The 24,174-nt window shown below is 59.6% G+C and carries 19 protein-coding genes; 12 read left to right on the top strand and 7 right to left on the bottom strand.

Annotation, left to right across the window (positions count from 1 at the left end; all coding sequences use genetic code 11):
- Window positions 1-230: 230 nt before the first annotated feature.
- Complete coding sequence (locus tag ACZZ0B_RS19510; RefSeq protein WP_008082248.1) at window positions 231-1,358, bottom strand: branched-chain amino acid ABC transporter substrate-binding protein; 1,128 nt, start codon at window positions 1,356-1,358, stop codon at window positions 231-233.
- Window positions 1,359-1,711: 353 nt separating this feature from the next.
- Between ACZZ0B_RS19510 and ACZZ0B_RS19505 the strand changes: the two genes are divergently transcribed.
- Window positions 1,712-2,032 (top strand): DUF2288 domain-containing protein, encoded by a 321-nt coding sequence (locus ACZZ0B_RS19505; RefSeq protein WP_008082246.1) that lies wholly within the window; start codon window positions 1,712-1,714, stop codon window positions 2,030-2,032.
- Between the two features lie 277 nt (window positions 2,033-2,309).
- Here ACZZ0B_RS19505 and ACZZ0B_RS19500 read toward each other — a convergent pair whose 3' ends face one another.
- Window positions 2,310-4,508: a hypothetical protein gene (locus ACZZ0B_RS19500; RefSeq protein ID WP_463546030.1), complete on the bottom strand. Its 2,199-nt coding sequence runs from the start codon at window positions 4,506-4,508 to the stop codon at window positions 2,310-2,312.
- 196 nt (window positions 4,509-4,704) lie between these two features.
- On the opposite strand from ACZZ0B_RS19500, the gene ACZZ0B_RS19495 reads away from it, so the two are divergent.
- On the top strand, window positions 4,705-5,601 hold the full coding sequence (locus ACZZ0B_RS19495; protein WP_463546029.1) for an NAD(P)-dependent oxidoreductase: 897 nt from the start codon (window positions 4,705-4,707) through the stop codon (window positions 5,599-5,601).
- On the opposite strand, the gene ACZZ0B_RS19490 is transcribed toward ACZZ0B_RS19495, so the two are convergent.
- Window positions 5,492-7,774 carry a putative bifunctional diguanylate cyclase/phosphodiesterase gene (locus tag ACZZ0B_RS19490; protein ID WP_463546028.1) on the bottom strand — a complete coding sequence of 761 codons (2,283 nt, stop codon included), beginning with the start codon at window positions 7,772-7,774 and terminating at the stop codon, window positions 5,492-5,494. The genes ACZZ0B_RS19495 and ACZZ0B_RS19490 overlap by 110 nt on opposite strands.
- A 150-nt stretch (window positions 7,775-7,924) precedes the next feature.
- On the bottom strand, window positions 7,925-8,293 hold the full coding sequence (locus tag ACZZ0B_RS19485) for a YkgJ family cysteine cluster protein (RefSeq protein WP_008082241.1): 369 nt from the start codon (window positions 8,291-8,293) through the stop codon (window positions 7,925-7,927).
- A gap of 300 nt (window positions 8,294-8,593) precedes the next feature.
- Here ACZZ0B_RS19485 and ACZZ0B_RS19480 point away from each other — a divergent pair, with 300 nt between their 5' ends.
- Entirely contained in the window at window positions 8,594-9,943 is a 1,350-nt protein-coding gene (locus ACZZ0B_RS19480) for a spinster family MFS transporter (RefSeq protein ID WP_008082239.1), read from the top strand.
- A 271-nt stretch (window positions 9,944-10,214) separates the two neighbouring features.
- Here ACZZ0B_RS19480 and rapA read toward each other — a convergent pair whose 3' ends face one another.
- Window positions 10,215-13,061 carry an RNA polymerase-associated protein RapA gene (rapA, locus tag ACZZ0B_RS19475; protein WP_463546027.1) on the bottom strand — a complete coding sequence of 949 codons (2,847 nt, stop codon included), beginning with the start codon at window positions 13,059-13,061 and terminating at the stop codon, window positions 10,215-10,217.
- Between the two features lie 254 nt (window positions 13,062-13,315).
- Between rapA and ACZZ0B_RS19470 the strand changes: the two genes are divergently transcribed.
- The 3 genes from ACZZ0B_RS19470 to ccoM all read left to right on the top strand — a co-directional run bounded on the left by ACZZ0B_RS19470 (window position 13,316) and on the right by ccoM (window position 14,213).
- Window positions 13,316-13,657, top strand: a complete 342-nt coding sequence (locus tag ACZZ0B_RS19470; RefSeq protein WP_008082237.1) for a hypothetical protein — start codon at window positions 13,316-13,318, stop codon at window positions 13,655-13,657.
- Between the two features lie 135 nt (window positions 13,658-13,792).
- Window positions 13,793-13,954, top strand: coding sequence for a hypothetical protein (locus ACZZ0B_RS19465; RefSeq protein WP_007918490.1), 162 nt, complete (start codon window positions 13,793-13,795; stop codon window positions 13,952-13,954).
- Between the two features lie 145 nt (window positions 13,955-14,099).
- Complete coding sequence (gene ccoM, locus ACZZ0B_RS19460; RefSeq protein WP_003222396.1) at window positions 14,100-14,213, top strand: cytochrome c oxidase subunit CcoM; 114 nt, start codon at window positions 14,100-14,102, stop codon at window positions 14,211-14,213.
- Between the two features lie 934 nt (window positions 14,214-15,147).
- On the opposite strand, the gene ACZZ0B_RS19455 is transcribed toward ccoM, so the two are convergent.
- Window positions 15,148-16,623: an inorganic phosphate transporter gene (locus tag ACZZ0B_RS19455; protein ID WP_158829284.1), complete on the bottom strand. Its 1,476-nt coding sequence runs from the start codon at window positions 16,621-16,623 to the stop codon at window positions 15,148-15,150.
- A 375-nt stretch (window positions 16,624-16,998) separates the two neighbouring features.
- A complete protein-coding gene (locus ACZZ0B_RS19450) occupies window positions 16,999-17,199 on the bottom strand; it encodes a hypothetical protein (protein WP_008080067.1) in 201 nt (66 codons plus the stop codon).
- A 649-nt stretch (window positions 17,200-17,848) separates the two neighbouring features.
- Here ACZZ0B_RS19450 and pcaR point away from each other — a divergent pair.
- The 6 genes from pcaR (at window position 17,849) to pcaH (ending at window position 24,173) form a co-directional block, all read left to right on the top strand.
- On the top strand, window positions 17,849-18,691 hold the full coding sequence (gene pcaR, locus ACZZ0B_RS19445; protein WP_008080069.1) for a pca regulon transcriptional regulator PcaR: 843 nt from the start codon (window positions 17,849-17,851) through the stop codon (window positions 18,689-18,691).
- Between the two features lie 293 nt (window positions 18,692-18,984).
- Window positions 18,985-20,331, top strand: coding sequence for a 4-hydroxybenzoate transporter PcaK (gene pcaK, locus ACZZ0B_RS19440; RefSeq protein WP_008080080.1), 1,347 nt, complete (start codon window positions 18,985-18,987; stop codon window positions 20,329-20,331).
- Between the two features lie 262 nt (window positions 20,332-20,593).
- The gene (locus tag ACZZ0B_RS19435) at window positions 20,594-21,451 is read left to right on the top strand and encodes a CoA transferase subunit A (RefSeq protein ID WP_463546026.1); all 858 of its coding nucleotides are present in this window, start codon (window positions 20,594-20,596) and stop codon (window positions 21,449-21,451) included.
- The gene (locus ACZZ0B_RS19430; RefSeq protein WP_463546025.1) at window positions 21,451-22,230 is read left to right on the top strand and encodes a CoA-transferase subunit beta; all 780 of its coding nucleotides are present in this window, start codon (window positions 21,451-21,453) and stop codon (window positions 22,228-22,230) included. Before ACZZ0B_RS19435 ends, ACZZ0B_RS19430 begins: the two co-directional genes overlap by 1 nt.
- The gene (pcaF, locus tag ACZZ0B_RS19425) at window positions 22,227-23,432 is read left to right on the top strand and encodes a 3-oxoadipyl-CoA thiolase (protein WP_177323304.1); all 1,206 of its coding nucleotides are present in this window, start codon (window positions 22,227-22,229) and stop codon (window positions 23,430-23,432) included. The genes ACZZ0B_RS19430 and pcaF overlap by 4 nt, the downstream gene beginning before the upstream one ends.
- 36 nt (window positions 23,433-23,468) lie before the next feature.
- Window positions 23,469-24,173, top strand: coding sequence for a protocatechuate 3,4-dioxygenase subunit beta (gene pcaH, locus ACZZ0B_RS19420; protein WP_463546024.1), 705 nt, complete (start codon window positions 23,469-23,471; stop codon window positions 24,171-24,173).
- The last annotated feature ends 1 nt before the right edge of the window (window position 24,174 follow it).

Here is a 24,174-nt window from a genome sequence, read left to right as displayed (position 1 = left end):
TACAACGCTCCTAAAAACCTGATACGCATTTCACTGGTGGAGTCATTTTCCCGCCCGGCCCCGTGGATCTATATCCACTTCGAATCCGGGTTTTGCCAGCGAACCGCTGATGACGGTTTTGAGATTTTCAGGTGGGGAGACTGGCGGATCACGCCAGCGCGGCCCATACATTCGTAAAACAAAGCCCACGGCACGCCGTGGGCTTTATTGGCAGTCAGTCAGGGCGCGCCTTACTGAGGCGAAACTTCAGTTTTTGGTTTGCCGAAGTGCCACTCGTAAACCACAAATTTGAAGTCCTTCAGGTCACCCTTGGCGTCGAAGCTCAGGTCGCCAGTCGGGGTCTTGAAGGTGCCGGCGTGAATGGCTTCGGCCACTTTGGCCGGGTCTTCGGATTTGGCCGCGGTGATACCGCCGGCAATCACTTCAACCGCCGAGTAGGAAGGGAACACGAACGGGCCGCTCGGATCTTCTTTCTTCGCCTTGAAGGCATCTGCCAGGGCGATGTTGGCCGGATCCTGGTCGAAGGATTTCGGCAGGGTTACCAGCAGACCTTCGGAAGCGTCTTTGGCGATCTGCGAAATCGAGTCGTTACCCACGCCTTCCGGACCCATGAACTTGGCTTTCAGGCCTTTTTCAGCCGCCTGACGCAGGATCAGGCCCAGCTCCGGGTGATAGCCGCCGTAGTAAACGAAGTCGACGTTGGCTTGCTTGAGCTTGGCGATGATCGAGGAGAAGTCCTTGTCGCCGGCGTTGACGCCTTCGAACACGGCAACCTTGGTGCCTTTCTTCTCGAGGGTGGCTTTGACGGCGGTGGCGATGCCTTCACCGTATTGTTGCTTGTCGTGCAGCACAGCAACGATTTTCGGTTTCACGTGATCGGCAATGTAGTTACCGGCGGCAGGGCCCTGGGCGCTGTCCAGACCGATGGTACGGAAGACCATTTTGTAACCACGGGCGGTGATGTCCGGGCTGGTGGCAGCCGGGGTGATCATGATCACGCCTTCGTCTTCGTAGATGTCCGAAGCCGGTTGAGTGGAGCTGGAGCACAGGTGACCGACGACGAACTTGACGCCGTCGTTGACGACCTTGTTCGCGACCGCTACCGCTTGTTTCGGATCGCAGGCATCGTCGTATTCAACGGCTTCGAGTTTCTTGCCGTCGACGCCGCCCTTGGCGTTGATTTGTTCGATGGCCATTTTTGCGCCACTGAACTGCATGTCGCCGTATTGGGCTACTGGACCGGTCTTAGGGCCGGCGATACCGATTTTGATGGTGTCAGCTGCGAACGAATGGCTGGCAACCCCGGCCAGAACCATAGCGGCAAACAGTTTGGAAATCTGCTTAGTAGCCTTAGTCATAGTGCTCCACTCTTACTGTTGTAATTTTTTTTGAGTTCTGGCGCCGTAGCAGCAGAACCGGGTCAGATATCTTTGCGATACCCTCCGGAAATGCCCCCGGCAACTGTACCGGTACAGTGTAGAGCGCCGGTTGTTGGCCTGGGAAGCGGGCGCCGAGGGGCAAAACTTGGGGGTGTCGCATTTTTGAATTAAAAAGACAGAATTGCGGCGGGGCGTTCGTGGGCATATATCCCAATCAACAGCATTCCTTGGCGTTCCTGCTCTTTTCGTTCGGTAAAGCCATTTGCAACCGGGTTTTTCTGGCGGACCACCGACGTTATCATTCGCGTCGATTTCTTCTCCGGACAGTTCCCATGAATCAAGAACCTAGCACCCTCTATGCCAAGCTGCTTGGTGAAACCGCATCTATTACCTGGAAAGAGCTGGAGCCGTTCTTCGCCAAGGGTGCCCTATTGTGGGTCGACCCTGCGCTGGATCTGATCGCGGCCGCCGAGGCCGTGGCTTCGGATGAAGGCGAGAAAGTGGCCGCCTGGCTGGCCGAAGACAAAGTCGCCAAGCTGTCTGAAACGCGGGCGCTGGATCTTTTCGAGCGCGATCCGGCGTTGTGGGCGGTGGTGGTTTCGCCGTGGATTCTGATCCAGGAAAGGGCAGTCGCCGCCGACGTCGCACCTTGATGGTGCGACCGGTCATCAGCGAAAAGTGTGTAGCGGAGTAGCGTGATGGCACGTTGCCGTAGAGAAACACCACAGGCGAGGGTGGCATCACGGTGACGTAAACGTAACGGGAACAGTTTAGTAAGCAGCCTAACGGCTGCTTAATTGTTTCTGGATATTGGATTTAAGATTTCTGTCGTCTGAAAAGGCCTCATCGCGAGCAGGCTCACTCCTACAGGGGAACGCATTCCAATTGTAGGAGTGAGCCTGCTCGCGATTGCCGCGACTCGGTCCCGGATCAGACCGAGAACGACTTCCCGGTATGGTTATTCAGCGAAATAACCTTGGTCTTGCCAATCCGGTGACGATAGATCTCGCGCAAGTATTTGATCGACTTCTTCACACAATCACGCGACAAACGAATGTCGTTGATCGAGACGAATTTCTCTTTGTCGTTGATCAGCTCGCGGTACTTCTTCTCGTACATCGGCTTGATCGCGTACCAGTTGGTGTCGAGGATCTTCGCCGGGTTTTCGAACTCATTGAGCAGGTCGTCGATGCGGTCTTCGTCGAACTCTTCGTTGATGATGAAATCGAGGATCGAGTTGTCCAGGGTCTCGTCGAAACGGTACGGGTTCTTCGCGAAGCAGCGCTTGATGAACGCGACGATCAGGGTCAGGAAATCATCCGACAGGCACGGGCTCTTCGCGATCAATGTGGTCAGCGACAGGTTGGCCGAGGCGCCGATCACCAGCGCGTAACGCTTGAGCGTGGTATTCGGGAACAGGCTGTTGAGGTGGGTCTTCAACCGGTTCAGGTCCATGTACGACAGTTTGTAGTCTTTCGGCAGCGAGACGATCGAGACCACCGACGAGCAGTTCTTGAAGAAGTGCAGGTCGTGCAGCGCCGCAGCGTCATAACCGGAATTCTTGTACTGCTCAAGCGAAGCGCGATAACGCTTGGATTCGATCGGCAGCAGGCTGATGCCTTCAATCGCCTGCGTGACCTTGTTGAAATGCGGCAGGTCGATCGAACGGAAGAACAGGTCGTCGATGTTCAGGCGTTGCGGCTCTTTGTCGAACACCTTGAATTTGTCGCTGCTCGGCGGCGGCGTTTCCGGCACCACCGATTCGGCGTAGGCAATCGCCACCGGGCCGGCCAGACTCATGAACAGGTCGTTGGCGTCGAGGCGAATGGTCTCACCGATGTCGATGCCGGCGCGGCGGAAATAGTTCTGATCGTAGTCAGTGGTGACTGCCTGCGCCGTCAGAATGTTGAAGATCTGCTGCGAGATGTATTGGTTGGCGTGCTTCTCCATCGCATTGACATCAATGTTCTGGATGTTGCCATCATCGCTTTCTTCGGCGTAACGCATGATGTCGTTGGAGATCAGCATCATTGCGTTCCATGGGCGGATACGGCCCATGACGCTGGCTTCGCTACTGTCTTCGTTGGCGAAGTTGTAGGAGAAATCCCATTCTTCCGAGAGGTATTTACACAGCAGGCGACCGGCGTTGATGTGCAGCGCCTCGGACATTTCGCTGCGGTGATCGGAAATATTCGGCAGCACGCAGATGCCGCTGGTGAAGATCGGCTCGAAGACGAACGAATGACCGCTCTTGCCGTCATGTTCGTCCATCGGCTTGGTGTCGAACGTCTTGTTCATGTACGAGTGCTGCTGGGCCAGGCCGAACTCCGAGGCCATGCCCGAACCGGTACCGCCGCCGGCACTGAAGATCGAGAAATACAGGCGCGACTGGTTGGCCTTGATGCCGCAACTGTCAATCAGGTACGAGTGGATCATTTTCCAGTCAGGGCTGGAGAAGCGCTGGGTGTCCTTGTTGAGGATGATCTTCGCCAGATACTGGCCGAGGATCGGCGCGTTACCGGCGCCGCCGGCGTGGACTTCGGACAAGTCCATGATCTTCATTTTGCTGTAGTCACGCAGGAAACCGCTTTTTTCGCCCTTGCGCGAGAAACGAATACGCCCGGCAATGTCTTTGTCGAGGTCGCCGAGCATCACCAGCGGCTCGACCAGGAACACCGGTTTGCTCGCCTTGTTGTTGCCGATGCGCAGGTTGTTCTTGATCCACTGCGCCGGGCTGTAGCCCTTGTCGGCCGATCGGCGATCCGCCGCACGGTCTTCGTTGTTGAATTCGTTGAGGTAGAACTTGCGCGCGTTGTACACCAGCTCCGCGACGTCGAGGGCGATGTTGGAGCCGCAGCGACCGAGGCCGATCAGGCACACCGATGGAAATTCCTGATCGTTGTGCTGTTCGTTATCGCCTTCCAGGTGCGGCGGGCGCGGGAACACCAGATCACGCAGGCCGTCGAGATTGTCGAGGATACGGTCGGTATTGGTTTCGGTGAAGTACAGGTATTGCTGGGTCGACAGCGGGCGCGACGGGACCAATGGCTTCGACGATGACGGGCTGTTGGCGGCGGGGCTCAAAGTCAGATCGGATACCGCACTGGGGGGATTGTTTTTAGAAGTCATTGTGCGCCATATACCTGGACTGGGTTGGTGCGCTGGCCGATGCCTGCGAACCTCACGGAATAAGATCTCGCGTCTTTTTTTGCGCGTATTGAGCCCGAGCGTCAGGGATTTGGCCTGAGTGTCGCTGGGGGGAATCCTTTCCTGATCGTTGATGAATCGGCCATTATTCGGCGATCTTTAATCGAAAAGAGGCAAAATGATGTCAACGCTACCTTCGTTGGGGTTCGCCGGAATCGGTCTGATGGGGCTGCCCATGTGCCGGCGTCTGTTGGCGGCGGGTTATCCGCTGACCGTGTGGAATCGCAACCCGGCCAAGTGCGCGCCGCTGGTCGAAGCCGGTGCCCGGCAGGTGGCGCGTCCCGCCGATTTGTGCGAACACGCGGACATCGTGATGTTGTGCCTGGCCGATACGGCGGTGGTGCGTGAGGTGGTGTTTGGCGCTGGCGGTATTGCCGAAGGCGCGAAAAACGGCCAGCTGCTGGTGGATTTTTCCAGCCTCGAACCGACCGCCACGCGCGAGATGGCGGCGCAACTGGCCGAGAACAGCGGCATGGCCTGGCTGGATTCTCCGGTGTCCGGCGGCGTGGTCGGCGCCGAAGCGGGCAGTCTGGCGATCATGGTCGGTGGCGATGCGGCAGATCTTCAGCACGTGCGCCCGGTGCTGCTCAATCTCGGTCAGCGCGTGACGCACATGGGCGGTGTCGGCGCCGGGCAGGTGACCAAGGCCTGTAACCAGATGATCGTTGCCTGCAATGCCTTGGTGATTGCCGAAGTAGTGGCGCTGGCCGAGCAGGCCGGGGTTGATGCGAGCCTGATTGCTGAAGCGCTGGCCGGCGGTTTTGCCGATTCCAAACCACTGCAGATCCTCGCCCCGCAAATGGCTGAAAGCCGCTTCGAGCCGATCAAATGGCACGTGCGCACCTTGCTCAAGGACCTCGACACCGCCGTGAAATTCTCCCGCGAACAGGGTTCAGCGACACCCATCAGCGGATTGGCCGCACAACTGATGCGCCTGCATGGGGCGCAGGGCTTTTTGGCGCAGGATCCAGCAACATTGGTGCAAATGTACCGCGCGCCAGAATCAACGGATTGACCGTATGGGCATGTTTGCGCTGATTGATTTCTTCCAGCACCGGGCGCAGCTCCTCCAGCGGCACCGGGCGGCTGAGCAGGTAACCCTGAATGAAATCGCAGCCCGAACGCTCGAGAAATTCGTACTGCTCCAGGCTTTCCACGCCTTCGGTGACCACCTGCAAATGCAGGGTGTGCGCCATGACGATGATCGCCTGGACGATCTCCATGTCCGCCGTGGCATTGGGAATGTCGATGATGAACGAACGGTCGATCTTCAGTGTGTTCAGCGGCAGGCGCTTCAGGTACGCCAGCGATGAATAACCGGTACCAAAGTCATCGATCGACAGCGACACGCCGAGGGCTCGGATCTGTCGCAGCAACACCAGGGTGTTGGCGATGTTGCCCATCAGCGCATTCTCGGTGACTTCCAGTTCCAGGCGTTCCGGTGCAACACCGGCGGTGCGCAGCGCACTTTCAATCTCGAGGGCCAGCTCCTCGCGGGCAAGATTGAGGGGCGAGCAGTTCCAGGCGATTTTCAGTTCTTCGCAGCCATGGCGCGAGAGCTCGCCGAGGTCTTTGCAGGCCCGGCGCAATACCCAGTTATCCAGCTCGGCGATCAGACCATTGTTCTCGGCGATGCTGATAAAGCGATCCGGGGTCAGCAAACCGTGCAGCGGGTGTTGCCAGCGGATCAACGCTTCGAGCTTGGTAACGCGGCCGGTTTTCAGTTCGAAGATCGGCTGGTAATAGAGCATCAAACCGTTTTCTTCGCGCAGGGCGTGGCGCAGTTCTTCCTCGAGTTGCAGTTCCAGGGTGGCGCGGTTTTTCAGGTTGGAATTGAAAAAGTGCAGGCCGTTGCGTCCCGCCCCTTTGGATTGATACAGCGCCAGATCGGCGTGCTTGAGCAGTTCTTCGCAGGTGGTGCCGTCCTCCGGAAACAGACTGATGCCAATGCTGGTGGTCATGACCATGCGCCGCCCGGCCAATTCGATCGGCTCCTTCATCTTGAGCATGATGCGCTGGGCCATGTTGCGCGCCTCTTCACGATCACGCAGGCTGATCAGGATGCAGAACTCATCGCCACCGAAGCGCGCGACCACGTCTTCATGGCTGCGTACCGAGCCTTTGATGTGTTGGGCGATGACTTTGAGCAACTCGTCACCGGCGTCATGGCCGAGGCTGTCGTTGATCCGTTTGAAGTGGTCGATGTCGAGAAACATCACCGCGAGCATGCCGCCCTCGGTGGTTTTCTGGCTGAGTTTCTCGGCGAAGATCTGGTTAAAGCCGCGACGGTTGATCAGGTTGGTCAGGGCGTCGTAGTTGGCCACTTGCTGCAGCGACATGCGCGCCTGGTCGAGCTGGCTGAGCAAGGCATTGACCCGGCGCAGGTCGTGTTCCTTGCTCTGCAGTTTCTTGTCAGCCAGCGCGGCGCTGACCGCGCTGCCGAGTATCAACAGGGTGATCAACGCGACCGTCAGGCCCAACTGCATATGGCTGGTTTCGACCGCTATCGCCGGCACGCTGCCTTCAGGCAAGACCAGGTGCAACGCGGCCATCCCGGTGAAGTGCATGCTGAAAATGCCGGCGCCGAGGATCAGCGCGGCGCTGTATTTGAGCATCTGATGAAACAGGCCGCTGCCTTCGCGAAGGTAACCCGCCACCCACAGCGCGGCGAAACTGGCGCCGATGGCAATGACCACCGACAGCGCAAACAGGCCGGGGTCATAGTAAGCGACGGCGCTCGACTGCATGGCCGTCATGCCGACGTAATGCATGCCGGCAATCCCCAGGCCGATGACGACGGCGGTTTTCAGGTACAGCACCCGGCTGGGACGGGCCTCGCTCAGCGTGTGCATGGCCAGCCATGAGGCAAGCAGGGCGATCAGCAAGGAAAACAGGGTAATGGGCAGGTCGTACTGGATGTCGATCGGCGCCTGGAACGCCAGCATGCCAATGAAGTGCATGGCCCAGATGCCGCCGGCCAGGCAGGTGGCGCCGATCCAGCGCCACACCCGTTGCGAACGTGGATCTTCGGCGTGGCCCACCCGCTCGGCCATGTCGAGGGTGGCGAAACTGGCGGCGCAAGCGACCAGATAAGCCACCAGCACCAGCAAGGGATTGTGTGTGCAATCGAGGATGACCTGCCCGCTCTCCGGCAGCTCGGTAACAAACTGTAAACCAAGCCACTCCATAGCATGCCCCGTCTCTGAAGTCGTCCTTACTGCGTCGTCAACGCAGGCGAATGACTGGAGTATAGAGGCGGTTTCTGGGGTGAATGCGGTAGTGGCATATTGGCGCTAACGATTTCGGCATTAGCACCATAGCGTTTGGCACTAATAGAGTCAGGCGCTCTGGTCGAAAGGAATTTGCGCCCAGTCCGGTTGCAGCGGCGGCAGGCCGAAACGCGCCCGGGCCTTGTCGCAATCGACATTCTGTTCGCCGTTTTCCCATGACGACTCGAATTCGCGGCAGGGGCTGGAGCGCAATTCATAAATCGAGCATTTCACCTCGCTGCCGACTTCGCCGACCAACGCCGTGCAACGCGGCGATTTACAGTCGGTGCCGTTCATCGCCACCCGGCTCGGGCTGATCTGCGTGACCAGTTCATCGGGCACCGTGCCACCGGAGGAAGCGCATTCACCCCAGAAAAAAGACACACGAAAATGGGAACAACAGGCACCGCAATTCAGACACGGACTGACTTCGGACATGGGGAGGGCATCAAAGGGATTGATCGGCGAATCCGGACGGATCCGGCGGCTATTCTAGGCTTCGCCACGGACTTGGGAAGGGGGGCGCGAAACTATTTTTTTGTGCCAGGATTTTGCGGTAGAAGCCCCGGTTTTCGGGGGATTGCAGACTTATCAAGGGCTTACGTTTCGTTACAGTGGCATGGCCCGATATCAGGCAGACGAATGATCACAGACAGCTTCCGACGGGCTGACTAGATTGCAGGTTCCGGGCTCGGATGCGTTGGCAGTGAAGCCCTATAACAATAAAGAGACGGACCCATGCAGAACTCGACCCAAGCGGCGAATGCCTGGCGCATTCTGTTCCTGCTGTTTCTCGCCAACCTGTTCAACTTCTTCGACCGCACCATTCCGGCGATCATCATCGAGCCGATCCGTATGGAATGGCACCTCAGCGACTTTCAACTGGGGATCGTCGGTACCGCATTCACCATTGTTTACGCGATTGCCGGGCTGCCGTTGGGGCGTATGGCCGACACCGGCTCGCGGCGCAAACTGATGGGCTGGGGCTTGGCGACGTGGAGTGCGCTGACAGCGGTCAACGGCCTGGTCGGCAGCTTCTGGAGCTTTTTGATCGTGCGCATGGGCATCGGCATCGGTGAGGCCAGCTACGCACCGGCGGCCAACTCGCTGATCGGCGATCTGTTCCCGGCGCATCGTCGGGCGCGGGCGATGGGCATTTTCATGCTCGGTCTGCCGCTGGGCTTGTTGCTGGCGTTCTTCACCATCGGCGCGATGGTCAAGGCGTTCGACAGCTGGCGCGCGCCGTTCTTTATCGCGGCAGTGCCGGGGCTGATCCTGGCGATTTTCATGTTCTTCATTAAAGAGCCGAAGCGCGGCGCGGCGGAAACCGTGCAGGTCTCGCAAGAGCGCGTCGACAGGCCGATCCGGCGGATTCTGGCGGTGCCGACCTTTCTGTGGCTGGTGATGGCCGGGTTGTGCTTCAACTTCGCGACCTATGCCTGCAACTCGTTTCTGGTGCCGATGCTGCAGCGTTATTTCCTGATGCCGTTGCAGGAAGCGGCGGTGGCGACCGGGGTGATTGTTGGCGTGACCGGGTTGGTCGGATTGACGCTGGGCGGCTGGATTGCCGACAAGATTCACCAGCGTGTGGCCAATGGGCGGCTGTTGTTCGCGGCGTTCAGCCTGATTATTTCGACGCTGTGCACGGCGTGGGCGCTGCATGCCGGGCGTATCGAGATCGGTGTGTTTGTCGCGGTGTTCAGTGTCGGCTGGTTGTTTGCCTACAACTTCTACACCTGCGTTTACACGGCGATTCAGGACGTGGTCGAACCGCGTTTGCGGGCGACGGCGATGGCGTTGTTCTTTGCCGGGTTGTATTTGCTGGGCGGTGGTCTGGGGCCGGTGGTGGTTGGTGGCTTGTCGGACCATTTTGCCCACACGGCGATGTTGTCGGCAGGGGCTGAGCAGATGACCGAGGCGTTCAAGGCGGTCGGGCTGCATGATGCGATGTACCTGATTCCGGTGGCGCTGTTTTTGACCATGGTGTTTCTGTTTCTGGCGGCGCGGTGTTTTGTGCGCGATGCGCAGCGGATGAAGGAGGGGCTGGTTGCAGTGGTTGAGCCAGAAGTTGCAGCGGCGACTGCCTAGCCGTCATCGCTGGCAAGCCAGCTCCCACAGTGACCGAGTCGTACACATAATTTGTTAACAACCCGAAACCTGTGGGAGCTGGCTTGCCAGCGATGAGGCCATCAGCATTGATCGTTCCCACGCTCTGCGTGGGAATGCAGCCGGGACGCTCTGCGTCCCTTTCCAGAGCTGGAACGCGGAGCGTCCCTTGAGGCATTCCCACGCGGAGCGTGGGAACGATCGGCCCGCATCGCTGCGGGCCTTGTTGTTTTCAGGCGTGGAGCAGGGCGGTTTAGCCTGCTACCAACACCCGAATCGCTTCCAGGCGCAACGCCGCTTTGTCCAGCATCGCCAGACCTTGCTCACGCTGTTCACGCAACGCCACCAGCTCGCTGTCACGTACGGTCGGGTTGACCGCTTGCAACGCGGTCAGGCGCGCCAGTTCTTCGTCGGTGTCGGCCGCCAGACGGCGACGGGCCTCGGCTACGCGCTCGGCGTGACGCGGGGCGATCTTGTCTTCACCGGCGTTGATCCGTGGCGTCAGCTGATCGCGCTGGGCCTGGATGAACTTGTTGGCGCTGGCGCGTGGCACGCTTTCCAGTTGATCGTTCAGCGTTTCAAACGAGACGCGAGCCGACAGGTCGTTGCCATTGGCATCCAGCAGGCAGCGCAGGGCGGCCGGCGGCAGGTAACGGCCCAATTGCAGCGAGCGCGGCGCCACCACTTCGCTGACATACAGCAGTTCCAGCAGCACGGTGCCCGGCTTCAACGCCTTGTTCTTGATCAGCGCGACGGCGGTGTTGCCCATCGAGCCGGACAGCACCAGGTCCATGCCGCCCTGCACCATCGGGTGTTCCCAGGTGATGAACTGCATGTCTTCGCGCGACAGCGCCTGGTTGCGGTCGTAGGTGATGGTCACGCCTTCGTCGTCGCCCAGCGGGAAACTGGCGTCGAGCATCTTCTCGCTCGGCTTGAGGATCAGCGCGTTTTCCGAATGGTCTTCGCTGTCGATGCCGAACGCGTCGAACAGGGTTTCCATGTAGATCGGCAGGGCGAACTGATCGTCTTGCTCAAGGATGTCCTCGACCAGCGCTTCACCTTCGCCGGCACCACCGGAGTTGAGCTCCAGCAGACGGTCGCGGCCGGTGTGCAGCTCGGCTTCCAGACGCTCGCGCTCGCTGCGCGCTTCGTCGATCAGCGCTTGCCACTCGCTGTCGTCGGCTTCTTCGAGCAGCGGCAGCAGGCGCGGGCCGAACTGATGCTGCAAGGCGTTGCCGGTCGGGCAGGTGTTGAGGAACGCGTTCAGCGCTTCGTGGTACCACTGGAACAGGCGCTCTTGCGGGCTGGTTTCCAGGTACGGCACGTGCAGTTCGATGATGTGTTTCTGGCCGATCCGGTCGAGACGACCGATCCGCTGCTCGAGCAGATCCGGGTGCGACGGCAGATCGAACAGCACCAGGTGGTGAGCGAACTGGAAGTTGCGACCTTCACTGCCGATTTCCGAGCAGATCAGCACTTGCGCACCGAACTCTTCATCAGCGAAGTACGCAGCAGCGCGGTCACGCTCAAGGATGTTCATGCCTTCGTGGAATACTGTGGCCGGGATGCCGGAACGCACGCGCAGGGCGTCTTCCAGATCCATCGCGGTTTCGGCGTGGGCGCAGATAACCAGCACTTTGGTGCGCTTGAGCATTTTCAGCTGATCGATCAGCCACTCGACGCGCGGGTCGAATTTCCACCAGCGTTCTTCTTCGCTGGCGTCCGGCTGCGCCTGGAAGCTGACTTCCGGGTACAGCTCGGCGTGTTCGCCCAGCGGCAGTTCGAGGTATTCGTCCGGGCACGGCAGCGGGTACGGATGCAGCTTGCGCTCCGGGAAACCCTGCACGGCAGCGCGGGTGTTACGGAACAGCACGCGGCCGGTGCCGTGGCGATCGAGCAGTTCGCGCACGAGGCGGGCGCTGGCTTCGGTGTCGCCATCGTTGACCGCGGTCAACAGGGCTTCGCCTTCGTTGCCGAGGAAACCCTGAATGGTTTTGTGCGCTTTGGCTGAGAGACGGCCCTTGTCGAGCAGTTCCTGCACGGCTTCGGCCACCGGGCGATAGTTATCGCTCTCGGCGCGGAACGCGGCCAGGTCGTGGAAACGGTTTGGATCGAGCAGGCGCAGACGGGCGAAGTGGCTGTCCTGACCGAGCTGTTCCGGGGTGGCGGTGAGCAGCAGCACGCCCGGGATGACTTCGGCGAGTTGCTCGACCAGCGAGTATTCGGCGCTGGCTTTCTCTTCGTGCCAGACCAGGTGATGCGCTTCGTCGACGACCAGCAGATCCCAACCGGCGGCGAACAGAGCGTCCTGCGCCTTCTCGTCGTCGACCAGCCATTCCAGCGCGACCAGCGCCAGTTGGGTGTCTTCGAACGGGTTGGTGGCATCGCTTTCGATAAAACGTTCTTCGTCGAACAGCGCGACCTGCAGGTTGAAGCGGCGGCGCATCTCGACCAGCCACTGGTGCTGAAGGTTTTCCGGAACGAGGATCAGCACGCGGTTGGCGCGGCCCGAGAGCAGTTGGCGATGGATCACCAGACCGGCTTCAATGGTTTTACCCAGACCCACTTCGTCCGCCAGCAATACGCGCGGCGCAATGCGGTCGGCGACTTCACGGGCGATGTGCAATTGGTGCGCGATCGGTTGCGCACGCACGCCACCCAGGCCCCAGAGCGAAGATTGCAGCTGGCGGCTGGTGTGTTCGAGGGTGTTGTAACGCAGCGAGAACCACGCCAGCGGGTCGATCTGCCCGGCGAACAGACGGTCGCTGGCCAGACGGAACTGAATGAAGTTCGACAGCTGGGTTTCCGGCAGGGTGACGGCTTCGTTCTGCCCATTGAGACCGTGGTAGACCATCAGCCCGTCGACATCGTCGACTTGCTGCACGGTCATCTTCCAGCCTTCGAAGTGGGTGATGCTGTCGCCCGGCGAGAATCGCACACGGGTCAGGGGCGCATTCCGTAGCGCGTACTGGCGGGTTTCGCCAGTGGCCGGGTAAAGCACGGTCAACAAGCGGCCGTCCTGTGCCAGAACGGTGCCTAAACCAAGCTCTGCTTCGCTGTCACTGATCCAGCGTTGCCCCGGTTGATACTGCTGCGCCATGCTGCCTGACTCCCACCTTGAAAAAGCGGGCTATCTTAACGGAATGCGACCCTGAGGCCAAAGGAATACTGGGGTAGGAGCTGCCGAAGGCTGCGATCTTTTGATCTTGGGGAACACTTGGAATCGGTGTTGTCCCATTAAAAGATCGCAGCCTTCGGCAGCTCCTACAGGTGCCAAGTGCGTCACAGATTTGCGACGGATGGCTCAAGGCGCCTTTGCCGCAGCCGATAGCCTGCAGACAGGAGACCCTTTATATGTTGCCACCGATGCTCCCCTTGAGCGCTGTGCCGATCACTTCCCAGCAGGACCCGATCCGCCAGCGACCGGACATTCCTCCGGTGGTGCCGGTGCAGGAAAGCTCCAACGAAAGCACGATTGATCTGCAAAATCGCGATCCGGAAGAGGATCGACTGATGGCGCGCGAAGAACAGCGCCGCCAGCAGGAGCGCGATCGTCGTCGTCGCGAAGCCGATGAAGACCCGGAAGAACATCTGGCGGTGCCTGGCACCGAACTCAATGCCGACAACACCGTGCCGGTGGTGCCGCTGATGGAAGACCAGCCGCGTCAGGGGTTGTGGGTCGATATCGAGATTTGACCGTTGTCGTTCACATGAATTGTTTTACAGCGTTTAAGCCGGTGGCTGGTCAGCGCTGGCGTCTGGCTGCATTATTGGCGCAGGCCTGCCGGTGATGTGGCAGTTGTGATTCTTTCAAGCGATGTTCCGAACGCCATGAGCCAAGACGACAAACTGATCGACCTCAGCACCGAACGCGCCAAGCGGGTGCATGACATTAAAGAGAAGCGCCTTAACGAGGTGCGACAGGCTTTCGAGCAGGCCATGCCGCTGGGAAAAGCCAAGAAAAAGTCGAAGAACAAGCCGAAAAAGCGTTGATCTCCCCCTGCATCCGTTGATGCAGGTCAGTTATTTCCCCTCCTTTATCTCCCTTCGTTGCTGGCATTGATCCCGGTCAATTTGTGCGCCTGTGTGTTTGGTAACTTAGTCCCATCGCAGCAGAGCAGGGGCCAGGAGGCCAGTCATGTTTTTCGATAACGTGGTGTTTGCCGGGGTCCTGACTGTAGGGCTGATGGTTCTGTTTTTTGCAGGGTTTGGATTTTTTATCTGGAAGGACGCGAATAAGCGCAAGAAGTGATTCTTCTGGAGTGATGAGCACGCAAGGCATTTTGGGGCGACTTCGGTTGCCCCTTTTTTTTGCCTTGGCGGCCTGTGGGCCGACCAGGCTTTGGGTTGTTTTGTGGGAATATCCGTTTTTTCGGGTGTTGCGGCTGGCGGTTTCGCCCTTACGGCGAGTCACCTTTTCCAAACGCCGAAAAGGTAACCGAAAAGGCTTGCTCCTACGTGCGGCCCGCTCGCTGGGGCTCGGGGTACCTTCGCTCCGGGATCGATCCGGGCGCAGCGCCTACGGTTTGCTTCGCTGCACCTCCTCTCGCTGTGTTTGGCTGCGCCAAACGGTCGCTGCGCTCCCACGCCCGGATCAATCCCTCCACTCAGCCTTCCGATGTCGCCTTACAGATCAAAAGCCGCAGCCGAGCTAACGCTCATCCTGTTGAGTGGTAGAAGCCGAAGCGATACGAGTAGTTGAGTTTGAACTCAATTCCTGTGTGAGCTGGCTTGCCAGCGATGGCGGCCTGGCAGCCGACCAACCTCTTGAAGTGAAAAATCCTATGTAGGAGCTGCCGAAGGCTGCGATCTTTTGATCTGCTTTGGATGTGGCTTTTGATTTTTTGCCCCTTCGGCAGGCCGAGCGGAGGTGTTCATCCGGGGGTTAGGCGCGCAGCGCCGTGCGGCGCAGCCGCACACATCGAGAGGAGGTGCAGCGCAGCAAACCGTAGGCGATGCCCCCGGATGGACACCGTAGCGAGGGAACACTGAGCCTCAGCGAAGTGCCGTACGCCGGGGCAAAGCCTTTTGGTTCCTTTTTGGCGTTTGAAAAAGGGACTCGCTGTAAGAGCGAAACCGCCAGCGGCAGCACCCGCAGCAACGGATATGCCCCCAAACCCCAAACCCCAAAAACAAAAAAAGGCGCGATCCTCTCGAATCGCGCCTTTTTCACGTACAGCTATCTATCAACTACCCAAAGCCTTCGAAGCCAACCAGAACAACCCGGCCGACAGCCCAACCGTCGCAGGCAGGGTCAACACCCATGCCAGGAGAATCGTACGAACCGTGCCACCCTGCAGACCGCTCTTGTTAGCGACCATGGTGCCCGCCACGCCCGAAGACAGAACGTGAGTGGTCGACACCGGCAGACTGAAGATGTTGGCCAGACCAATCAAACTGGCCGTCGTGATCTGCGCCGACATGCCCTGAGAATAGGTCATGCCTTGCTTGCCGATCTTCTCACCAATGGTCAGCACCACACGTTTCCAACCCACCATGGTGCCCAGGCCCAGAGCCAGTGCAACCGCCAGAATCACCCAGAACGGCGCGTATTCGGTGGTGGTGGTCAGGTCTTTGCGCAGCTTGTCGAGGTCAGCCTTTTCACGGGCATCCAGAACCGGCAACTTGCTGACTTTCTTCGCGGTATCGTCCAGGCAGAGCAGGTAGCGACGAACTTCTACACGGCTGTCCGAGGACAGCGAGTGGTAGTCCGCGACACCTTTGAGCGTATGCAGCAGGGCGGAAATGGTCGGTTCGGTCTGCTGCGGGTTGCAGCGGAATTTCTCCGGCAGGTCGCCTTCCACGCTTTTGCCCAAGGCCAGGAATTCACCCAGGGAATCGGCGTTGCGCTGGTAGAACTGGCTCAGGTGCAGGGTGGCATCGCGAGTGCGTTCGATCTGGTAAGTGGTGCTGTTCAGGTCGAGAACGAACTGCGCCGGAACGATACCGATCAACACCAGCATGATCAGGCCGATGCCTTTCTGGCCATCGTTGGAACCGTGCACGAAGCTCACGGCCATGGCCGAGATCACCAGGACCAGACGGTTCCAGAACGGTGGGTGCTTCTTGTCGTCAAGCTTGCGGCGCTGTTCCGGCGTCTTGTGCATTTTCGACAGAGGGCGCCACCATTTCAGGCCGATCAGCACCAGTGCCGCGATCAGGAAGCCGGCCATTGGCGAGAACACCAGCGAGGCGCCGATATCGATCGCTTTCTGCCAGTTCACGCCGTCAGCCAACGGGATATCGTTGATCAGGGCATTGGCCAGGCCGACACCGAGGATCGAGCCGATCAGCGTGTGCGAGCTGGACGCCGGGATACCGAAGTACCAGGTGCCGAGATTCCAGGTGATTGCCGCGGCGAGCAACGAGAACACCATCGCCAGACCATGGCCGGTGTTCACATTGATCAGCAGTTCCACCGGCAGCAAATGGACGATGGCATACGCCACGCCAACGCCACCCAGCAGCACGCCGAGGAAATTGAACACACCGGAAAAGAACACTGCCAGATGAGGCGGCATGGCTTTGGTGTAGATAACAGTGGCTACCGCGTTAGCGGTGTCATGAAATCCATTGATGAACTCGAAGGCGAGGACAAAAGTCAGGGCGAGCAAGAGGCTCACAAGCACCCAAGCATCCAGTCCGCTGAATAAATCGATCATGAAGGTTTTCTGACCCGGTCGTAAGGGGGCGCGATTATGCCAGAAAAGTCTCGAAATCGATCCCCTACCTGCTCATCGGTAACACTCTTCTTCAATTTAATTTGTTGCAGCAGATGAAAACCAAGCGTGGCGCAGGGTTTTTCAAGTCGTTGATTTTATTGATTAAAGACTTCTGAGCGGGGCGTTTTTGCAGGCGTATCGACGGCTCAAACGCTTGTCTGAAATATCTGTGAAACCTGTAGGGCGTCTGGTTTCAGCCTGTCAGACAGGGAGATGGCCGCTGCCCGCGGGTAGCGGGCGCGCAAGGCATCGTCGTTCCACCGCGCTTGTAGCCGGTGCGTACGCTGACCTTTTAAAGATGCGAAAAACCGTGGCTCAAGGCTCTTCGGCTTTGAGTTCCTTTTCGATCTTTTCAATTTCCTGCTTGAAGACCTGATCCTGAACGGTAGGGCGCTTACGCCATGCCTTGCGTTCCGGTTCTGGTTGAGCGGCGTAGGTGGTGACTTCCCCGCCGTAAACTTCCTTGTAACGTTGTTCCTGGCGCTCAAGTTCCGCGCGCAGTTCGTCTTTCGTCACAGTGCTACCTGTATGAGTTGAGTTAAATGTCTGGTGAAACGCACTGCAACGAATCGATTGAGCAGCCCCCTCGACATCGCAACGCCTGTGCGGGCATTACTGAAATCGGCGGGCGATCAAGACTTCCGTGTTACAGGCGGCTACGGCACCAGATTAAAACTGACGCAGCTTCAGTGTCCTGTTTCAGCAAGCGCTGGCGTTACATGGGTGATGAGCGTCAGGCGCTGGCCGGGGCTGTCGGCGATGGACATCGCGTCAGCAAGTGGCGGCCACGGCGATTAAAAACGCGGCCCCACTGAACGCATTATAGCGGTCGATTCAGGATTGACTATCTTTGCCAAGTTAAAAACGGTTCCGGATGTGTGATTGTTTTGTGACGCGCAACTTTTAGGGGTAGTTCAAATACAGGCAAACGTTTACTTGGCCGCGATCTGTTTTTGGCGCCATTTAGTCGATGAACTAAACCGCGTTTCAATTGACCGGTAAAAGTTGAACAAGCGTCTCAAATGGTGGGGACAGCCATGCGGGTCGATTGCGATTATCGGTCGACGGTTCGATAATCGCCCAATGTTGATGGCTCGACGCTTGTGCATCTGCCCACGAGCCGTTTGTATAGCCCGTTGATCTGTGCCGGATAAAAGGACAATAAATGAACGATCAAATGCGCAATTCCTTCACCTCCGTGGCGCCGCCGATCGTCGCCTCGCCGGCCAAACGGATCCAGGCGCTGACCGGTGATCCGGATTTCATGACGTCGCTGGCCCGTGGCCTGGCGGTGGTGCAGGCGTTTCAGGAGCGCAAACGTCACCTGACCATCGCGCAAATCAGCCATCGCACGGAAATTCCCCGCGCGGCCGTGCGCCGTTGCCTACACACCTTGATCAAACTCGGCTACGCCACCACCGACGGACGCACCTACTCGTTACTGCCCAAAGTGCTGACCCTCGGCCATGCCTACTTGTCTTCGACGCCGCTGGCGGTCTCGGCCCAGCCGTACCTCGACCGCATGAGCGAGCAACTGCACGAAGCCTGCAATATGGCCACGCTAGAGGGCGACGACATCCTCTACATCGCGCGTTCGGCGACCACGCAACGGCTGATTTCGGTTGACCTGTCGGTGGGCGGGCGTCTGCCGGCCTATTGCACGTCGATGGGGCGGATCCTGCTGGCGGCACTCGACGACACCTCGCTCGGCGAATACCTCGACCACGCTGAACTCGTGGCCAAGACCAGCCGCACGATCCACACCCCCGAGGCGTTGCTCGAATGCCTGCAGGAAGTGCGGCAGCAGGGTTGGTGCATCGTCGATCAGGAATTGGAGCAAGGCCTGCGCTCGATTGCCGTACCGGTCTACGACGCTTCGGGCCAAGTGGTGGCGGCGCTCAACGTCAGCACCCACGCCGGTCGCGTCAGCCGCACCGAGCTTGAGCAGCGCTTCCTGCCAGGCCTGCTCAGCGCCAGCCGCGACCTCAGCGCGCAGTTGTTTGCCTGAGGAAGCTGTTCGATAAACGCACAGTGTTGCGTTTATCGAATTGACGCTAAAACCCCCGGATCATTAATGTCGCGGCAGCGTCATCCGGCGCCGATGTGAATGAGCCCGCCGGACTGCGACTCCGATAATAATGACAAGAGGCAACTGACCATGCGCACGCTCTCCGACTGTCTCCGCTCCACCCGCTGTTGCCGGGTTCACCGCAACGCCTGATCCAGACCTTCAATTCTTGTGCCCGTGCCGTGTTTTGGCCGGCCGCCGTTCGACTGCGTTTTTTGCGTGGAATAAAAATAATGAACCAGCCTCAGTCCGCTGTAGGTCAATGCCTCGACGTGCAGACCTTCATCAATGCCCAACCGATCTCGCGCTATCAGTGGCGAGTGGTGATCCTGTGTTTCCTGATTGTTTTCCTCGATGGCCTCGACACCGCCGCGATGGGCTTCATCGCCCCAGCGTTGTCGCAGGACTGGGGCATCGACCGCGCCAGCCTCGGCCCGGTGATGAGCGCCGCGTTGATCGGCATGGTCTTCGGCGCACTCGGCTCCGGCCCCTTGGCTGACCGCTTCGGGCGAAAAGTCGTACTCGTCGGCGCCGTGGTGCTGTTCGGTGCTTTCAGTCTGGCGTCGGCGTACAGCACCAACGTCGAACAACTGCTGGTACTGCGTTTCCTCACCGGCCTGGGTCTGGGCGCCGGGATGCCGAACGCCACCACGCTGCTCTCGGAATACACCCCGGAGCGCAAGAAATCGCTGCTGGTGACCAGTATGTTCTGCGGTTTCAACCTCGGCATGGCCGGTGGCGGGTTCATTTCCGCCAAGCTGATCCCGGCGTTCGGCTGGCACAGTCTGCTGATGATCGGCGGGATCCTGCCGTTGATCCTCGCCGTGGTGCTGCTGTTCTGGCTGCCGGAATCGGCGCGCTACCTTGTAGTCCGTAACCGTGGCACCGACAAGGTTCGCAAGACTTTGGCTCCAATTGATCCGGTCACTGTCGCCCAGGCCTCGAGCTTCAGCGTGCCGGAACAGAAAACCGTCAAGGCACGTAACGTCTTTGCGGTGATTTTCTCCGGCACTTACAGCACCGGCACCTTACTGCTGTGGCTGACCTACTTCATGGGCCTGGTGATTGTGTACCTGCTGACCAGCTGGCTGCCGACGCTGATGCGCGACAGCGGCGCGAGCATGGAGCAAGCCGCGTTTATCGGCGCGTTGTTCCAGTTCGGCGGGGTATTGAGCGCGGTCGCCGTGGGATGGGCGATGGATCGCTTCAATCCGCACAAGGTTATTGGCGTTTTCTACCTGCTGGCGGGGGTGTTTGCCTACGCGGTGGGGCAAAGCCTGGGCAACATTACATTGCTGGCGACCTTGGTGTTGGTGGCCGGTATGTGCGTGAACGGTGCGCAATCGGCGATGCCGTCGCTGGCCGCGCGGTTTTATCCGACGCAGGGGCGGGCGACCGGCGTGTCGTGGATGCTCGGGATTGGCCGCTTCGGCGCGATTCTCGGGGCGTGGATGGGCGCGACGTTGTTGGGCTTGGGCTGGAATTTCGAGCAGGTGCTCACGGCGTTGGTGATTCCGGCGGCGTTGGCCACGGCGGCGGTGTTGATCAAGGGCATGGTCAGCCATGCGGATGCGACCTGATATCGCGGTGTGAAGCGAAAAGATCGCAGCCTTCGGCAGCTCCTACAGGGTTTTACATTCCCATGTAGGAGCTGCCGAAGGCTGCGATCTTTTGCAGACAACACGAAACGATAGGCAAACAACAATCTGTTCGATAAACGAACACTCAGTCGATTATCGGATTGTTTGGCAATTTTCCCAGGCTTAATCTGCAGTGACTCCGGCGCTGAACCTCGCGCCTTTTTATCACTGGCGATTTATTACAAAAACAGGAGCCCGCTCCATGGCTGAGATCCTTTCGCTGCACGAAGCGGTGAAGCAATTCGTCAACGACGGCGACACCGTCGCACTCGAAGGCTTCACTCACTTGATCCCCACGGCTGCGGGCCATGAAATCATTCGTCAGGGCAAGAAAGATCTGACGCTGGTGCGGATGACGCCTGACCTGATCTACGACCAATTGATCGGCGCCGGTTGTGCACGCAAACTGATTTTCTCCTGGGGTGGCAACCCTGGCGTGGGTTCGCTGCACCGTCTGCGCGATGCGGTCGAGAAACAATGGCCGCAGCCGCTGGAAATCGAAGAGCACAGTCACGCCGATCTGGCCAATGCCTACGTCGCCGGCGCTTCTGGCCTACCGTTCGCGGTGCTGCGGGCCTACGCCGGCTCCGACCTGCCGAAGGTCAACCCGCTGATCAAAACCGTGACCTGCCCGTTCACCGGTGAAGTGTTGGCGGCGGTGCCGTCGGTGCGCCCGGACGTGACTGTGATCCATGCACAGAAAGCCGACCGTCAGGGCAACGTGCTGCTGTGGGGCATTCTCGGCGTGCAGAAGGAAGCTGCACTGGCCGCCAAGCGCTGCATCGTTACCGTCGAAGAAATCGTCGACAACCTCAACGCACCGATGAACTCCTGCGTATTGCCGACCTGGGCCCTGAGCGCGGTCTGCCATGTGCCCGGTGGCGCACATCCGTCCTACGCCCACGGTTACAACGAGCGCGACAATCGTTTCTATCAAGCGTGGGATCCGATCGCCCGCGACCGTGAGACGTTTACCGCGTGGATCAACGAATACATCCATGGCTGCGCTGACTTCAGCGCGTTCCAGGCCAAGTTGGCCGCTGCTTCGGAGGCCAAGTAATGACGTACACCACCAATGAAATGATGACCGTCGCCGCGGCCCGTCGCCTGAAGAACGGCTCGGTGTGCTTCGTCGGCATCGGCCTGCCGTCGAAAGCCGCCAACCTGGCGCGCCTGACCTCGTCGCCAGACGTGGTGCTGATCTACGAATCGGGCCCGATTGGCGCCAAGCCGAGCGTGCTGCCGCTGTCCATCGGTGACGGCGAGTTGGCGGAAACCGCCGACACCGTGGTACCGACCGGTGAGATTTTTCGCTATTGGTTGCAGGGCGGACGCATCGACGTCGGTTTTCTCGGTGCTGCGCAGGTCGACCGTTTCGGCAACATCAACACCACCGTGGTTGGCGATTATTTCTCGCCGAAAGTGCGTCTGCCGGGTGCCGGTGGCGCGCCGGAGATTGCCGGTTCGGCGAAAAGCGTGTTGATCATCCTTAAACAGTCGGCACGTTCGTTTGTCGACAAGCTCGATTTCATCACTTCGGTCGGTCACGGCGAGGGCGGCGACTCGCGCAAACGTCTGGGCCTGCCAGGCGCCGGGCCGGTCGGCATCATCACCGACCTGTGCATCATGGAGCCGGAAGAGGGCACCCACGAATTCGTGGTCACCGCACTGCACCCGGGCGTGACCCGCGAGCAAGTGGTCGCGGCCACCGGTTGGGCAATTCGTTTTGCCGACACCGTCGAGAGCACCGCAGAGCCAACAGAAGTAGAACTGACCGCACTGCGCGATCTTGAAGCGCGCACGGCCGCCGCCCATGGTCAGGTACCAGGAGAAGCATGATGCGTGACGTTTATATCTGCGACGCGATTCGCACACCCATTGGCCGCTTCGGCGGCGGTTTGTCCGCCGTGCGCGCCGATGATCTGGCCGCCGTGCCGATCAAGGCCCTGATGGAACGCAATCCCTCGGTGGACTGGAGCGCCATCGACGAAGTATTCCTCGGCTGCGCCAACCAGGCCGGCGAAGACAACCGCAACGTCGCGCGCATGGCGCTGCTGCTGGCAGGCCTGCCGGAAAGCGTGCCGGGCGTGACCCTCAATCGTCTTTGTGCTTCGGGCATGGACGCGATCGGCACGGCATTTCGTGCGATTGCCAGCGGTGAGATGGAGCTGGCGATTGCCGGCGGCGTCGAGTCGATGTCCCGCGCACCGTTCGTGATGGGCAAGGCTGACGCGGCGTTTTCGCGCAACATGAAACTGGAAGACACCACCATCGGCTGGCGTTTCATCAACCCTTTGATGAAGGCGCAATACGGCGTCGACGCGATGCCGCAGACCGCTGACAACGTCGCCGACGACTATAAAGTCTCGCGCGCCGATCAGGACGCTTTTGCCCTGCGCAGTCAGCAACGTACTGCCGCCGCGCAGGCCGCCGGCTACTTCGCTGAAGAAATCGTCGAAGTGCGGATCGCCCACAAGAAGGGCGAAACCGTGGTCAGCCAGGACGAGCATCCGCGTGCTGACACGACAATAGAAGCGCTGACTAAACTGAAACCGGTCAACGGCCCGGACAAAACCGTCACCGCCGGCAATGCCTCCGGCGTCAACGACGGTGCCGCTGCGCTGATTCTGGCGTCCGCCGAAGCGGTGAAAAAACACGGCCTGACCGCCCGCGCCAAAGTGCTCGGCATGGCCAGTGCCGGTGTAGCGCCGCGCGTGATGGGCATCGGCCCGGTGCCAGCGGTGCGCAAATTGATCGAACGCCTCGGCGTAGCGGTCAGCGATTTCGCCGTGATCGAACTCAACGAAGCGTTTGCCAGCCAAGGCTTGGCGGTGCTGCGTGAATTGGGTCTGGCTGACGACGCCGCGCAGGTCAATCCGAACGGTGGGGCGATTGCTCTCGGTCACCCGTTGGGCATGAGCGGTGCGCGATTGGTATTGACCGCACTGCATCAGTTGGAAAAGACCGGTGGCAAAAAAGGTCTGGCGACCATGTGCGTCGGTGTCGGCCAAGGTCTGGCTTTGGCCATCGAACGCGTCTGACGCAAGCCGTGACGAAAAAGAACAGAGGAAAGCGACATGTCTGACAAGCCTGGTTACCGTCGTCCGCAGGAAGGCACTCAGCCTGAGTACCTGCACCCGACCTATCAATCCACCAACCTGCGCTCGCCGTCGAAGCCGTTGGTGTTTCTGCCGCACTCGCTGTCGGAAATCACCGGCCCGACCATCGGCGCCGAACGTGTAAGCGACACCGATAACGACCTGACCGCCCAGCATGAGGGCGAGCCACAGGGCGAACGCATCATCATTCACGGTCGCGTACTGGACGAAAACGGTCTGCCGGTGCCGGGGATTCTGGTGGAGATCTGGCAGGCCAACGCCGCCGGTCGTTACAACCACAAGCGCGATCTGCACGATGCGCCGCTCGACCCGAACTTCACCGGCACCGGCCGCACCGTGACCGACGCCGATGGCTGGTACCAGTTCCAGACCATCAAGCCTGGCGCCTATCCGTGGGGCAACCACCACAATGCGTGGCGCCCGGCGCATATCCACTTTTCGCTGTTCGGGCCGAGCATTCTTACGCGCCTGGTCACGCAAATGTATTTCCCGGGTGACCCGCTGCTGGCCTACGACCCGATCTACAACTGCGTGCCGGACACTTCGGCCAAGGAACGCCTGATCGCCAGTTTCGATCTGGAAAAAACCATTCCGTCCTACGCCCTCGGTTATCGCTGGGACATTGTGCTGCGCGGGCGTGAAGCCACGCCGATGGAGAAATAAG

It is taken from the genome of Pseudomonas sp. AC247 (assembly GCF_979258015.1).
This window is presented reverse-complemented; position numbering and strand designations above follow the sequence as displayed.